Source organism: Varibaculum cambriense (assembly GCF_032557235.1).
GTDB lineage: Bacteria > Actinomycetota > Actinomycetes > Actinomycetales > Actinomycetaceae > Varibaculum > Varibaculum cambriense_C.
The window spans coordinates 85308-100251 of record NZ_JAWGMB010000003.1 but is presented as its reverse complement, the minus strand read 5'-3'; the positions used below and the strand labels follow the sequence as shown (position 1 = coordinate 100251).

Sequence of the window (14944 nt, the reverse complement as noted above, 5' to 3'; positions counted from 1 at the left end):
GCTTGTGCCTATGGGAAAATAGGGGGGCGTCCTCCAGCTATTTGCTGAACTCGCTGTAGACCTCAGGGTTATAAACCCAGTCGAACTGTCCAATCATTTCCAAGAGGCCGCTCTCGCCACAGAAGGCTTTTTTGAAGCTATAGAGTCCCCCCGAGTTATCTACCTCGTAAATTCCTCCCATATCGTATTGGGTATATCCCTGTTCGATAGCGTCCTTAATTGCTTCATTATTCATTTGATAGTTAGGACGCAGATTTCGTTTTTCATTGGAACTAGCAGCATAAATATAAAAACATTTCCGGTTGAAGCCCAAAACGATGGCGCAAGAAAGTACCTCCTGCTCGGCGGTACGAGTTTCATAGAGAGTTACGGCTGGGGGGGGGAAGGCATTAAATAGGCGCACAAAATAATCTTTAGGGCGATAGGTGATTCCCTGGCGCTTCGCCATGATTTTGGTTAGTTCATAAAATTTATCGAGTGCTTGCTCAAACCCGGGATCACCACGATGAAAACGCAAAGTTTCCAGGCCATGTTTATAAGGAACCTTGATCTTACCTTTATTTTTTGATTTTACGGTCTTCAGAAAATCATCATGGGTTCCCATAGAAATGTCCGCAATCATATGCATCCGAGGATTGGAGAAGCTGTGTTCATCAGCTCCCCGAGTGGTGATCGCCAGATTAGTTATGCCGGCATTGCGATAGCTTTCCAATACTTCCTCGTCATAGGCGAACTCGGGATCCATCCTCAAAACAAATCCGTTACGTTTTTCCACCACCGGGGAAGCTTCTTTAACCAGTGCTTTCACAGTGTCGATATTTTTAAAATCGCAGACCGGGCCGCGCGGGGCATACATAAAAGCGTGGGATCCATCATTCTTGACAGACAGTATTGACAGGGCGGCGGTAATACTTCCCGCATCGTCCCGCAGATAAACGTAGTCACTGTCCCAGTTATTTTTTACTTTTGCCCAGTTAACCGATTGCATAACGTGACCGTACGGACTGGTAGCAACGAATTCTTCATAGCGAGCCACCGCTTCGCTATCCGATATATCTAAAATAGGCACGGTAGCGCTCCTCGTTTTTTCGAGATAACCACATATTTTCCGAAATGAAGTCCTAATTTAGAATACTTCACTGCCTTAGCACAGTGTTAATGCCATTAATCAGCGATTTTGGACTCGACCAAGAAATCGTGTCCTTGGTAAATCAGTGGGCGGAAGGTAACCGCTAAGCGCAACTTTTCTCGGAGGGTAGGGGGTACGAAAAGCTGCCAAAGAGCGCTCGGTCACAGTCGTTTTCCTCACTGGCAGCTCGCCTATTAGACTTAGGCGCGATGACAAGCAACGATAAAATGCCTCGCACCTATCATGTGCGAACTCTTGGCTGCCAGATGAATGAGCATGACTCCGAACGGATGGCGGGGCTGCTAGAAGCTGACGGCTTGATACCGGTAGAACTGGTGCCGCAAGCAGCCGCGCGCGCCACTAATGCCGGGGACGGCGGCGCTGATGTGGTAGTAATCAACACCTGTTCGGTACGCGAAGCTGCAGCTAACCGCCTCTTTGGGAACCTCGGGCAACTGGCCAGCGTGAAGCGGGAACGCCCCGGAATGCAAATCGCAGTGGGAGGTTGCTTAGCGCAGCAGATGCGCGAAAAAATCATTGAAAAAGCCCCCTATGTGGACGCGGTATTCGGCACCCACAATATAGATGTGCTCCCCGCGTTACTCCGGCGGGCACGGCACAATCACCGCGCTGAAGTAGAAATTGCAGAGTCCCTGCAAGTTTTCCCGTCCACTTTGCCCACCAGGCGAGAATCCTCCTATTCCGCTTGGGTGTCAATCGCGGTCGGCTGTAATAACACCTGTACGTTTTGTATTGTGCCCTCCTTGCGGGGACGGGAACGCGATCGCCGCCCTGGGGAGGTGCTCGCAGAAGTAGAAGCCGTGGTTTCTCAAGGCGCGATTGAAGTGACTCTGCTCGGGCAGAACGTCAATTCTTATGGCGCGGGATTTGGAGATCGCGGAGCGTTCGCCAAGCTGCTGCGGGCCTGTGGAAATATCGAGGATTTAGAGCGGGTACGTTTCACTTCCCCTCATCCAGCGGCTTTTAGTGATGACGTGATTTGGGCAATGGCGGAAACTGAAAACGTGATGCCCACCTTGCATATGCCACTCCAATCGGGCTCTGATACTATTTTACGCGCGATGCGCCGCTCCTACCGGCAAAAACGTTTCCTGGGGATACTGGATAAAGTTCGGGAGGCTATGCCCGAGGCCGCGATTTCCACCGATATTATCGTAGGCTTCCCCGGAGAAACCGAGGAAGATTTCCAGCAGACTCTAGAGGTAGTAGCGCAGGCTCGTTTTGCCTCTGCCTTTACCTTCCTGTATTCGCCGCGTCCCGGCACTCCGGCGGCTGACCGGGAAGATCAAGTACCTCACCAGGTGAAACTGGAACGCTACAACCGGTTGATTGCACTGCAAGACCAGATTTGTTTGGAAGAAAACCAGAAACTTGTGGGCAGGCAAGTAGAGGTTTTAGTTTCCGAGGGCGAGGGGCGAAAAGATCAAGAAACTCACCGGGTATCTGGTCGCGCCCGAGATGGACGCCTAGTCCACGTAGCATTACCTGCCGGACAGGAAATGCCGCGACCGGGAGATATGGTTACGGCCACTGTCACCCATGGCGCTCCCCATAACTTACTCGCAGATTCCGCCTTGGAGGGAGGATTATTCTCGGTGCGCCCTACCCGAGCCGGGGATGCTTGGCAGGCGCGTCAGAGTAAACAGGAAGAATACTCCCAGCAGGTTTCTCTGGGGCTTCCCGCCATTCGTCCTCGCGGATAGGTAGCCTAATGGATTCCTCCAAGCTTCCACTCCTAGCGGTAGTCGGGCTAACTGCCAGCGGTAAATCTGGTTTTTCCCTGCAATTAGCTGCGGTGTTGGGCGAGCGAGGAATCACTTGCGAGATTATTTCGGCTGATGCTTTCCAGCTATATCGCGGTATGGATATCGGAACCGCGAAGATTCCGGTAGATGAGCGCAGAGGAATCCCGCATCACCTGTTAGATGTTTTAGAGCTAGACGAGAAGGCGTCAGTAGCTGACTATCAGCGCAGTTGTCGCCAAATTATTGAGCAGATTCGCGCTCGCAAAGCGCTGCCGATACTGGTAGGGGGGAGCGGACTATATGTGCGCGCCGTCCTTGACAAAATTGAGTTTCCTGGAACCGATAACGCTATTAGAGCTCAGTTAGAAGCACAGGCGGCGCAGCTGGGGATAGAGAAAATGCATCAACGCCTCGCCGAAGTTGATCCGCAGTCCGCAGCCAGAATCGTGCCGGCTAATGAACGCCGGGTCATTCGCGCCCTGGAAGTCTATGAGTTAACCGGCAGGAAGTTTTCAGCCACTATGCCGCGGCGCGAATACTTCCAGCCTGCTTTGCAATTGGGAATCGCCTGGTCGCTTCCCGTGCTTGATGAGCGTATAGCCCAACGCACCACCCAAATGCTGGCACAAGGATTTATCGCGGAAGTTGAGGAATTGCAAAAACTAGGTTTGGCGGACACTCCTACCGCCTGCCGGGCCACCGGCTACCAGGCGGTTATGGATTTGCTAGCCGGAAAAATCACTCGTGAAGAGGCAGCGGAACAAATAGCGCTGCAAACTCGGCAATTAGCACGCAAACAGCGTAAATGGTTCCGCAAAGACCCCAGAATCCATTGGTTAGACGGCGAAGCCGGCACCGCCGCCAACGTCGAACAAGCCCTAACCTTACTCGGAATCAATGAAGAGCAATAAACTTCCTAGAATTCCGGTTTGACTAGGTTAATGCAGGTAAGAGCGCGGAAAACTTTTTTCCTCCTGCCCAAAATCCGTATTTGCCTGTGGCAAATACAAATTTTGGACATAAAGCACGAAAAATAATTCTGATTTATAACCGGGTATCCGAAAGCTAAAAATGTGATGGTAAGCGTGTCTAGCCTGCTCGGATAAAAACTTTTCCGCGCTCCTTGAAACCGTTTCAGGAAGTCGCAGTACATCAGTTGTATTGCTTGTCTTGTGGCGGTGGAACGGTGTGTCTCACGTGGGGGCGAGGTTTTATCCGAGTGGGTGCGGTGGGCATAAGAATTCGGGAAACGTCGCTACGTTTTCCGAATTCTTGGGCGGGAGGAAAAACCTCGCCCCCACGTGCTTAGCCAGACCCAGAGGCAGGGAAGTTTAGTCCTCAATGACGATGGCGTGGGCGGTTTCCCGGTCGATGCGGCCGAAGTTATAGAACGCGGCGCATGCGCCTTCGGGGGAAACCATACAGGTACCGATGGGTTTTTCGGGCGAACAGGCAGTGCCAAAGACTTTGCATTCCCAAGGTTTAATCCGTCCAGTGAGCACGGATCCGCATTCGCAAGCTGGGGGATCGGGAACCCGCACGCCTGGCACGTTGTACAGTCGTTCCGCGTCCCAGGCGGCGAATTCTTCAGAAATCCCCATCCCGGAGTAGGGCATCCACCCTAGGCCTCGCCACTCGAAAGTGTCACGGGTGGAAAAAACGCGGTCAAGAAGTTTTAGGGCAGCCAAGTTACCTTCGGGACGTACTACTCGTGAATACTGGTTTTCTACTCGCGATTCACCGCGTTCGACTGCTCCCGATAGGTATTGGTCGATTAGCATGGCTACCGACTGCAATATATCGAGCGGCTCAAAACCGGTTACTACCACCGGTTTGTTGTATTCTGTTGGCAAGAATTTGAAGGCGTCGGAACCGACGACGGTGGCTACGTGGCCGGGCCCTATGAAACCATCAATCCGGGTTTCATCCGCGCCTACGATCGCCCGCAATGGTGGCTCGATTTTCACGTGGTTAGAGAACACGGAAAAGTTCTCTACCTGCTGTTTCTTGGCGGCTACCAGGGTTACGGCGGTCGAGGGGGCAGTAGTTTCAAACCCAATGGCAAAGAAAATAACCTTTTTATCGGGATTTTCTTTCGCAATCTTTAAAGCATCTAGGGGAGAGTAAACGAAACGTACGTCACGTCCTCGCGCCCTCGCCTGGAGCAGGGATTCTTGAGAGCCCGGTACCCGCATCATGTCTCCGAAAGTCGTCAATATGACGTCCGGTTGGTTAGCCAGCCAGAGGGCGTCATCCACCCTGCCCATAGGGATTACGCACACCGGGCAGCCCGGGCCGTGAATGAACTGTACGTTCTCGGGTAATAAATGCTCAAGGCCGTGCCGGTAAATAGTGTGAGTGTGCCCCCCACAAATCTCCATAAATGCTAACGGTCGTTCAAAATGTCGGGCTTCAGCATTGATGCGTTTTACCAGTTGGCGCGCAAACTCGGGGTCACGGAATTCGTCAACGTACTTCATTTGTTCTGTCTCATTTCGCGGTCAAAAGATTCTGTCTATAAGGGAGAGGCGGTTAAACCGAGGTGGTCTTGAATTGTTCCAATTCGCTTTCAAATTGCCCCAGTTTTCTAATCTGATCCAAAGTGGTGGCGGCCTCATCCGCATCGATCTGAGACATTGCAAATCCCACGTGTACCAGCACCCAGTCGCCTACTTTTAAACCTTCGTCTGCCAGTAAATCGGTGGAAATCATGCGCTCCACTCCAGATAGAGAAACTTTGGCGCGACCGCTTTCGGTTTCATCGAATGCTACGATTTCGGCTGGTACTCCCAAACACATATGAATCTCCTTTAGCAAGCTTCTTTTCCAGATTACTGACATTTAGTTGAGCTATCAAAAGATGAAAATAACAACCCATTGTGCAATTATCGATATGTGGATCCGAAAAACCGGCTTAATCAAGATGAATCAAAAGTAAACTCCAATATTGCCCGGGTGCGCAGTCGCGGCATGAAACTCAAAGATGAATACGTGACGCTGTCGCATGGAGCGGGCGGGAAAGCTTCGGCTGCCCTGGTTGATCAAGTTTTTGTTTCTGGTTATGGCAATGAGGTACTTGCGGAGCTAACTGATGCGGGAGTGCTGCCCCTGGCAGAACTTCTAGGTACTGACAGCGAGGACGTTAGTTTTGGTGGCGGCAAGCTGGCGATGTCTACCGATTCTTATGTGGTTAATCCCATCGTCTTTCCTGGTGGTTCTATTGGGGAGCTGGCGGTCAATGGTACCGTGAACGACCTGGCGGTATCTGGCGCTATCCCCAAGGTGATTAGTGCCGGTTTTATTTTGGAAGAGGGCTTGCCCATCGCAGATTTGCGTAGGGAAGTGCAGGCAATGCGAGAGGCCGCCGAGAGTGCGGGGGTAAGGATCGTAACTGGCGATACCAAAGTGGTTCCCAAAGGCAGCGGCGACAAACTATTTATTAACACTGCCGGAATCGGGATTGTGCCAGGTGATCGTCAGCTGGGTGCTAGCCAGGTGCAGCGTGGCGACCGGATTATCGTTTCGGGAGCGATTGCAGATCACGGGATGTCGGTGATGATGGCACGCGGGGATCTGGCGATTGAAGCCCCCATTAAATCTGATACCTGTGCCGTTAATCACCTGGTGGAAGCGTTGATGGTGGCGGTTCCGCAGACTCGCTGGATGCGGGATGCTACTCGCGGCGGGCTGGGAACGGTACTGAATGAACTAGCGGTGGCTACTGGCTGGGGAATAGCTATCGAGGACGAATCTATTCCAGTACACGATATGACCCGTGGTGCTTGCGATATGTTGGGGATTGACCCAATCTATGTGGCGAACGAAGGCATGTTCTGTGCGGTAGTTCCCGCTGACCAGGTAGATAAGGCGTTAACAGCCCTGCGAGCACTTCCGGGCGGGGAAGAAGCAGCTAATATCGGGCGGGTAGTTTCCAAACCGGAGTCATCGGTGGTGATGGTGACCGCTTTCGGGGGTACCCGGATGATTGATATGTTGGTGGGCGACCCGCTACCGCGAATCTGCTAACTATCCAGGGGAAGGCATCAAAGGTAGGACTCTGCCTAGTGGTATTAGCCTTCGCTTGCCCCTAAAATAGCTGCCCACGCCTGTCCTAGGCTCAGACCCCCATCATTTGGGGGCACGGTCTTGTGAGTCAAGACTTCATAGCCGTTTTCGTGCATTATCCGTATGAAATGACTGCTAAATAGGCGATTCAGGGCGACTCCCCCGGTCAGCCCCACGGTTTTAATCCCCGCTTTTTCGGCGGTTTCTGCGGCTTGGAACCCTAGTAACTGGGCTACCCCCAGATGAAACTGCCAGGCGCGCTCACCTATTTCCCGTCCCGGTTCAACTAGCATTTCGAAAAGCTCCCGGTAGCTGCCAAAGCGTTGAGCCCGCCCTCGTTCATGCGTATTTGCCCAGCTGGTGGCGGCGTGTTCTAGTTCCATGGCTGCTTGCGCCTCGTAGGTCACTGACGTGCAGATTCCCAAAATGGCGGCTGCGGCGTCAAATAATCTACCGCAACTGGTGGTGGATACTACTCCGAATCCCGTGTCTAACTGGCTTTTTACCAGTTCTACCTCGGCGTTGTGTCCCTGGTGATCTCCAATTTCGTTGCTGATCGCTTGGGTAATCCGATCCAGATTCCAATCATGAGCGATCCCTAAGGCGACTCGCCAGGGATAACGCACTGCTCGGTCGCCTCCTACCAAGCTAAATGAGGGCAGGTGAGCGCGGCGTTGCCAAGTGTCTCCCGCAATCTCCAGGATTTCTCCTCCCCAGATAGTGCCATCGGTTCCATACCCGGTGCCATCTACTGCCACGACTACCACCGGATCCAGGTGGGAGCATTCCGCCAGTAGGCTATAGGCGTGCGCCACATGGTGTTGAATCTGCAATAACTCTGTGTCGTGCTGGCTGGCAAAACGGGAAGCCCAAGTGACGGTGGAATAGGCAGGGTGCAGGTCGCAAACCACTGTTTCGGGCTGGGAATGCTGGAAAATCAGCATTTGGGTTACCGCCCTGTCTAAGGCCTCCTGGCTGGCCAGGGTTCCCATATCCCCAATATGACCCGAGATATGTGCCCAATCCCCGCTGGCCAGGCAAAAAGTATTTTTTAGCTCCCCTCCTATCGCCAGGGTAGGTGCTGTGGCTACCCGGGGTAGAGCCACCGGCAGCGGTGCATAGCCGCGCGAACGCCGCGAAGGAATAGTTACTTGTGAGTTAGCTAAGAAAACTGAGTCCTCCATCGGCAAATAAATATCACGGTCATGGAAAACGAACCCGTCCGCAATACGCGATAAACGTTCGCAGGCGTCCTCGTTAGTAAAACACAGTGGCTCTCCCGCCAGATTTCCCGAGGTTGCCACCAGTGCCATGTCCGAACAGTCGGCGCTCAAAAGCTCTAAGTGCAAAGGGGCATAGGGCAAAAGCATCCCCACGTCCCCTAACCCGGGAGCCACCGCGGGCGCTACATCATATTCGGAGCCCAAAGGAGCGATTACGATGGGGCGTGCCGGGCAGGCCAGCTCTTTTAACTGGGAATCATTTAGCTGCGCCAACCTGTTAGCAGCCTCAATATTGGGAGCCATCACTGCAAACGGTTTATCTCCGCGGTTTTTTCGTTTGCGTAGCCGGGCTACCGCTTCTTCATTGCGGGCATCGCACATTAGATGAAAACCGCCGATACCTTTTACCGCCAGGATTTCTCCCCGTCGCAAACGTGCCCGAGCCTCGTTTAGGGCCTTGGCGATCAGGTTGCGGCGATCTCCCGAGGGAGGACGCAGATTTGGGTTGGCAGTATCGCTTACCCACAACACTGGGCCGCAATCAAAACAGCTAACCGGTTGAGCGTGGTAGCGCCGATTTTTTGGATCGGTATATTCTGCCTGGCATGCCGGACACATCGGGAATTTAACCATAGTGGTGGTGTCCCGATCATAGGGTAAATCGCGCATAATCGTTGCCCGCGGACCGCAATTTGTGCAGGTAGTAAAAGGGTAGTGATAGCGACGATTAGTGGGGTCGGCCATTTCTTGGCAGCAATCCGGGCAGGTAGCGGTATCGGAGGGAATCAGAGTGCGTGCGCCGGAACGCCGCCGCGAAGAAACAATTCTAAATCCGCTTTCGCCCTCGATATCGGCAATATCGCAGGCAACAGTGTGCAGAACTTTAGCTAGGGGAGGTAGAGTCGCCAGCATTTTCGCCATGAAGTTATCGATATCGCTGGCGGCGCCTTGGACTTCGATAAAAACTGACTCGTCGTCGTTTCCCACGAAGCCGCTTAAGGGAAAATCTGCGGCAACTTTGGCTACGTGGGGGCGAAAACCTACTCCTTGCACCACGCCTTTCAGCCGATAGGCTCGCCGCACCTGGTTCCTCCTCATAGATAATCAACAACTTCCACCCTAGCGCTAACCCGCGTCAAGGGAAGCGGGTAAAGTTAAGGGGGTTCCGCTGTGAGCGGTAAGTCACGAACTCAAGGAGGGTCATGCACGAAGTTGCGCTTTCGCGTCAACTTGCGCGGATAGTCTCGCGAAATGCAGCTGGACGTGAGGTTCTAGAGGTCGAGTTAGAGGTAGGGCATTTACGACAGGTAGTTCCCGAAGCTCTCCATTTCGCCTGGGGAGCGGTTCGTAAGAATACTTTGCTCGGGCCTGCCCGGCTTAATATCACCGAAATACCGGCGGTGGTCCGCTGCCGAAATTGTAAGGAAACTACCGAATTACGGGAAGTGTTAGATTTTCGCTGCCAAGAATGCTCCTCGCGGGATCTACAGATAATTAGTGGGGAAGAGTTTAGAGTGGTGTCTATTGAGGTAACACCCTTAGGGAAGGAATAAAATGGGACGTTTTCATCGTCACGATGACGGTACGGTACATTCACACGATTCAGCAGATCATACTCACCATCATGATCATGGTGACTATGTAGCTGATCCGGAGGTAATCGGGGATCACTCGGGATATGACACCGAGAAAGAACGTATTGAGATCCTAGAAGATATCTATGCGGAAAATGATCATTTGGCAGAGCATAATCGTCAGGCGTTTGCAGAACATAACGTGAAAGTGGTTAACCTGATGAGTTCGCCCGGATCGGGGAAAACCACTTTGCTGGAGCGCACCTTATCTGAACTGCAGGGAAAAATGCGGATCGGAATTATTGAAGGCGATATCGAGACTCCCTTGGATGCCGATCGCCTCCGCGGTTATGGCGCTCAGATTTCCCTACTCAATACTGGGCAGGGCTTCGGGGGAGAGTGTCACCTAGACGCCCCCATGGTGCACCACACATTGGACGGTCTAGATCTCAGCCAACTTGACCTGGTGATTATCGAAAATGTGGGCAACTTGGTGTGCCCGGCAGAGTTTGATGTGGGAGAGAACGCCAAGGCGATGGTGTTCTCTATTACCGAGGGCGAAGATAAGCCCTTAAAGTATCCGGTGATGTTCCGCTCGGTTGAGATCGTGGTGGTAAACAAGATGGATCTGGCACCCTATCTTAACTTTGATATGGATCGCTTCCGCGGCTACTTGGAGCAGGTCAACCCGGGGGTAAAAGTGGTGGAAGTTTCCGCCGAAAAGGGAGAGGGGGTTGACGCCTGGATTCAGTGGCTACAACAACTATAAATACGCTAATTATTTTTTGCGTAATATAAGTGGATATAGTAGCTGGTTACGCTGATGTGTGGGCGGTAGCTATATATAATGACTTCGACAGACGTTGTGGTCTAACTTAAAAACCAGTGAGGAACCGGAAATGAGTTATGAGATAAAACCCTGGCGGGAGGGAACCCTCGCCGATAACCTCGCCAGTGCCGGGGTCAGCCGACGAGATTTCGTCAAATATTGTGCTGGCTTGGCAGCAATTTTTGCTGTAGGTACTCCCCAGATGGCACATGCAGCTCCGGCACAAAAAGCCGCCGAGGAGCTGGCCGATAAACTAGGGGCGATTACCAAACCCAATGTGGTGTGGCTACAGCTCCAAGAATGTACCGGTTGCATGGAATCGGCTCTGCGTAGCGGGGGAACCACGGTAGAAGAGGTGGTACTGAACTTACTTTCCGTTAACTACAACGAGCTGCTGATGGCGGCCGCCGGTGAGGCGGCCGAAAAAGCTTTGGCTGAAACTAACGCTAAAAAACATATCTTAGTGGTCAACGGTTCTATACCCACTAAAGATGGTGGGATCTACTGCACCATAGGTGGTAAATCTGCAGAGCAGGTTTTGCGCGAATCTGCTGAGAACGCAGACATTATCTTGGCAGTGGGAGCCTGCGCTGTCTACGGTTCGGTGCAAGCTGCTAAACCTAACCCCACCGGGGCGGTAGGGGTAGATGAGATTATTAAAGATAAAGCAGTTATTAACGTTTCTGGTTGTCCGCCGATTGGGGAAGTAATTACCGCCTCCTTAACCTATATTTTGACCCACGGGGAGCCTCCCGAAGTTGATTCCGAGGGACGTCCCCTCTTTGCCTATGGTCAGCGAATTCACGATTCCTGCCCGCGGCGCCCTCACTTTGATGCCGGCCAATTCGTGCGTACTTTTGATGATGCTGGCGCGCGGGAGGGATGGTGCCTATACGATGTGGGCTGCAAAGGTCCCTCGACGTATAGTCCCTGCCCGATAGTGCAATGGAATCTGAAATCAGGGTGGCCGATTGGTGCTGGTCACCCCTGTATCGGCTGTACCGAGCGTGACTTTTTCGATCGTTTTTCACCGTTCTATCAAGTCTTGCCCAGTGTCCCGGGATTCGGAGTAGAAGGTACTGCCGAGAAAGTAGGACTGGGCTTTACCGGCGCAGTGGCGGCAGGAGTCGCCGTCCACGCGGGAGTTACCGCTGCTAGAGCCGCTGCGGATCGAAAAGCCACCCGGAATTCTCCAATGGCGGCTTTTGGGGAAGCCACTGATATTGATACCGAGCCGCCCTCCCCGGAGGAAAACCCTAACGCAGAAGTTCCTGAGGCCAGCGAAAAGAACAGTGAGGCGAAATAATGGCTGAAAAAGTAGTTATCGACCCGTTAACCCGCATTGAGGGACATCTGCGCATAGAGATGGAAACCGAAGGCGAGCAGATTAAAAAAGCTTGGAGCGTGAGCACTCAGTTTCGAGGAATCGAAACTATCGTTCAAAATCGCGATCCTCGGGATGTGTGGGCTTTCGTCCAACGTATTTGTGGGGTTTGTACCTCGGTTCACGCGATTGCTTCCATTACTGCAGTAGAGGACGCTATCGGTTCCAATCCCCCAGAAAATGCGCGATTGATCCGCTCGCTAGTGTTGGGGTCGCAAGAAATCCAGGATCACGTGATCCACTTTTATCACTTGCACGCTTTGGACTTTGTTAACGTCCCCAATGCCGCGAAAGCAGATCCAGCTAAAGCAGTCGAGTTTGCCCGCTCTATCGGTTCTAAATGGCGAGGCAATAACTTGAAACGCTTCACCGAAGTTCGGGACACGGTGAAGAAGATTTTGGATTCCGGGCAGCTTTCGGTGTTTACCGGCGGGTATTGGGATCACCCGGATTACCGCCTTCCTCCGGAAGCAGATTTGATGTGTGTGGCTCACTATCTGGATGCTTTGGAGTTCCAACGTTCCATGATTCGGATCAATACGGTTTTCGGGGGCAAGAACCCGCACCCGAACTTCCTGGTAGGTGGCATGGCCTGCTCGATTGATCCGAAGTCCTCAGAATCCATCAACCAGGTGCAAATGGATCAAGTAAAAACCTGGGTCGAGGAGATTAACGAGTTCGTAAAGGATTGTTACTATCCCGATATTCTCGCCTTGGGCGGGGTATACAAAGACTACTTCGATATTGGTGCTACCCATCCAAATTACTTGGCAGTGGGACTGGCAGGATCGATGTATGCGGGTGACCCGAATAAATCTCGTCTGTCCTCTCCTCACATGGCTATTAAGCCGGGAGTGATATTAGACGATGACTTCACCAAGGTTCATCCTTTCGATCCTAACAAGATTGAAGAGTTTATTACTTCTGCTTGGTACCAGTACTCGGTAGGAGACAAGAAGGGACTAACTCCGGATAAGGGCGAAACCACAGTCAACTACACCGGTCCCAAGCCTCCTTTCAAATGGCTAGGTGACCGCGATAAATACACCTGGTCGAAGGCTCCTCGCTATGATGGCAAACCTATGCAGGTCGGTCCGGTAGCGCGGATGTTGTTGGCATATGCTCAAGGTTACGCACCGGTTAAGAAGCTACTTGACGGGGCGATCGCTACCTTAGGTATTACTCCCAAACAGATTAACTCTACAATGGGACGTACCTTTGCTCGGGCAGCGGAAGCGGTAGTCTCTGCAGATTTAATGCGCGAGGATTACAACGCCCTGGTTAACAACATCAAGAAAGGCGATATTGATGTTTTTGACGCCAGCAAGTGGGATCCGAGTAGCTGGCCTGCCCAGGCGCAAGGATACGCCTTTATTGAAGTTGCTCGCGGAGATCTATCGCACTGGGTATCGATCAAAGATGGCAAGGTAGAACGCTACCAAGCAGTAGTGCCTACTACCTGGTTGGCGGGTGGACGTGACGCTCAAGGAATTACCGGCCCCTATGAAGAATCCCTGATGGGAACGGGCACTCATCCGCTGGTAGATCCCAAAGCGCCCCTCGAACCCATGCGTACTATCCATTCCTATGATCCCTGTATGTCATGCGGGGTTCATATTCTCGATCCCGATGGCAATCTCCTGGGTGAGGCGGTGACATCATGAACGACAAAGCGGGAACGACAACAGTTGAAGTATCGAAGAAGTCCTCTGATAAAGCTTTAGCGAAGGCGAACAAGGATCGCCAAATAGAGTTTTTCGCTCAAGATGATGCTAAAACCGAGGGGATTGAAGTCGGGGGCGGCTTCAGCTGTTCGGATATCTCTCTGCGTCGCCTGCTGGTAATGGCGGCAGTGTCTCCTAAAGGCAGCACCGATCCGGTCGATGTAGCGCTCAAAGAGTCACTGCGCTACCGGTTCCGCCATGGCGCACCTAATGTTGAGATTCCTGCCGAAAACTTTGATCCCCCGGTGGATCGACGCTACTCGCTGGCACGCATCAATGATATGAAACGAACCAAGAGCGGGGAGTCTCGTAATACCATCATTGCCCGGGGGGATCTCGAGTCAGTGATGAATGTCGCTGAAACCGAGCGATCGCTGCGAACCTTGCTCAGGAAGAACGCGCAGATGGCGGGGTCGCGAGGCTATCGCTGCCTGGGGGTGGCAACCGCCACCGTGGACGAAAACGGCGAGATCAGTCCCTTCACTATGGAAGGCTTTGTCAATGTGCGCCCGGTGGGCACTGGTTTGCGAGGTGGGGATCTTACTCCCACCAGTGAAGACTGGGTACGGCTGAGCGTGTGGTCAGCTAGCTTGCGTTTCCTGCATTGGTTGAACGTGCTCCTGATCGTCACCCTCTCTGTAACTGGCTACTACATTTTGGACCCGTTCTTTGGGGATACTTTCTTCCGAGGAATCAATCCCGGATTCCTCATGGGAATTATGCGTTTCATCCACTTCTCAGCGGCATTTGCCTGGTTGGCTGTGGGAGCAGCCCGCGTCATTGTCGCTTTCATCTCTAAAGATCGTTATATGAGGTGGGAAACTTTCGGGCCATTTAAGAAGAAGCAAGACTGGATCAATTTCAAAGAAACTGTGGGTTTTTACCTGTTCTTACGCAAAGAAAGCCCACTGTATGTAGCGCATAATCCTCTGCAGCAAATGGCCTATACTTCTATCTACATACTGGGTGCTTTCCAGATGCTGATAGGAGTGGCACTGTATGCTTTGCCATATAAAAATACCAACCTTTTCTGGCAAATACTGGCTGCCCCCAACGATTGGCTGGGTATCCCCGCCTTGCGGTTGATCCACGCGCTAATCATGTTTGCCTTCTGGGGTTTCGTCATTGGGCATATTTACCTGGCATTCCGAGCAGATTCACTGGAGCGTCACGGCGGGATTTCTTCGATGATTTCCGGCGGGGTTTGGATGCGTCGCACCTCTAAACCCTACGATGCCCCCGAACTCTAG

Annotated in this window: 12 protein-coding genes; 8 read left to right on the top strand and 4 right to left on the bottom strand. The window is 52.5% G+C overall.

The genetic code is table 11. The annotated features are described in order from the left end of the window. Positions 1-37: 37 nt before the first annotated feature. A complete protein-coding gene (locus E6072_RS03460) occupies positions 38-1069 on the bottom strand; it encodes a peptidoglycan bridge formation glycyltransferase FemA/FemB family protein (protein WP_316693746.1) in 1032 nt (343 codons plus the stop codon). A gap of 269 nt (positions 1070-1338) precedes the next feature. Here E6072_RS03460 and miaB point away from each other — a divergent pair, with 269 nt between their 5' ends. Together miaB and miaA are read left to right on the top strand one after the other, a co-directional pair. Further along, positions 1339-2853: a tRNA (N6-isopentenyl adenosine(37)-C2)-methylthiotransferase MiaB gene (gene miaB / locus E6072_RS03455; protein WP_307738220.1), complete on the top strand. Its 1515-nt coding sequence runs from the start codon at positions 1339-1341 to the stop codon at positions 2851-2853. Between the two features lie 8 nt (positions 2854-2861). Further along, on the top strand, positions 2862-3806 hold the full coding sequence (gene miaA / locus E6072_RS03450) for a tRNA (adenosine(37)-N6)-dimethylallyltransferase MiaA (protein WP_316693742.1): 945 nt from the start codon (positions 2862-2864) through the stop codon (positions 3804-3806). Between the two features lie 420 nt (positions 3807-4226). Here miaA and hypD read toward each other — a convergent pair whose 3' ends face one another. Further along, complete coding sequence (gene hypD, locus E6072_RS03445) at positions 4227-5375, bottom strand: hydrogenase formation protein HypD (RefSeq protein ID WP_307738218.1); 1149 nt, start codon at positions 5373-5375, stop codon at positions 4227-4229. 52 nt (positions 5376-5427) lie between these two features. After that, entirely contained in the window at positions 5428-5694 is a 267-nt protein-coding gene (locus E6072_RS03440) for a HypC/HybG/HupF family hydrogenase formation chaperone (RefSeq protein WP_024058579.1), read from the bottom strand. Positions 5695-5790: 96 nt separating this feature from the next. On the opposite strand from E6072_RS03440, the gene hypE reads away from it, so the two are divergent. Continuing rightward, complete coding sequence (gene hypE / locus E6072_RS03435; RefSeq protein WP_316693741.1) at positions 5791-6921, top strand: hydrogenase expression/formation protein HypE; 1131 nt, start codon at positions 5791-5793, stop codon at positions 6919-6921. Between the two features lie 44 nt (positions 6922-6965). Here hypE and hypF read toward each other — a convergent pair whose 3' ends face one another. After that, on the bottom strand, positions 6966-9281 hold the full coding sequence (hypF, locus tag E6072_RS03430; protein WP_316693740.1) for a carbamoyltransferase HypF: 2316 nt from the start codon (positions 9279-9281) through the stop codon (positions 6966-6968). 104 nt (positions 9282-9385) lie between these two features. Here hypF and E6072_RS03425 point away from each other — a divergent pair, with 104 nt between their 5' ends. From E6072_RS03425 to cybH, 5 genes are all read left to right on the top strand, one after another. After that, positions 9386-9736 carry a hydrogenase maturation nickel metallochaperone HypA gene (locus E6072_RS03425; protein ID WP_316693739.1) on the top strand — a complete coding sequence of 117 codons (351 nt, stop codon included), beginning with the start codon at positions 9386-9388 and terminating at the stop codon, positions 9734-9736. A 1-nt stretch (position 9737) separates the two neighbouring features. Next, a complete protein-coding gene (hypB, locus tag E6072_RS03420) occupies positions 9738-10526 on the top strand; it encodes a hydrogenase nickel incorporation protein HypB (protein ID WP_307738214.1) in 789 nt (262 codons plus the stop codon). A gap of 130 nt (positions 10527-10656) precedes the next feature. Continuing rightward, complete coding sequence (locus E6072_RS03415; RefSeq protein ID WP_307738213.1) at positions 10657-11892, top strand: hydrogenase small subunit; 1236 nt, start codon at positions 10657-10659, stop codon at positions 11890-11892. Further along, positions 11892-13634, top strand: coding sequence for a nickel-dependent hydrogenase large subunit (locus tag E6072_RS03410; protein ID WP_316693737.1), 1743 nt, complete (start codon positions 11892-11894; stop codon positions 13632-13634). The genes E6072_RS03415 and E6072_RS03410 overlap by 1 nt, the downstream gene beginning before the upstream one ends. Next, a complete protein-coding gene (gene cybH, locus E6072_RS03405; protein WP_316693735.1) occupies positions 13631-14944 on the top strand; it encodes a Ni/Fe-hydrogenase, b-type cytochrome subunit in 1314 nt (437 codons plus the stop codon). The genes E6072_RS03410 and cybH overlap by 4 nt, the downstream gene beginning before the upstream one ends.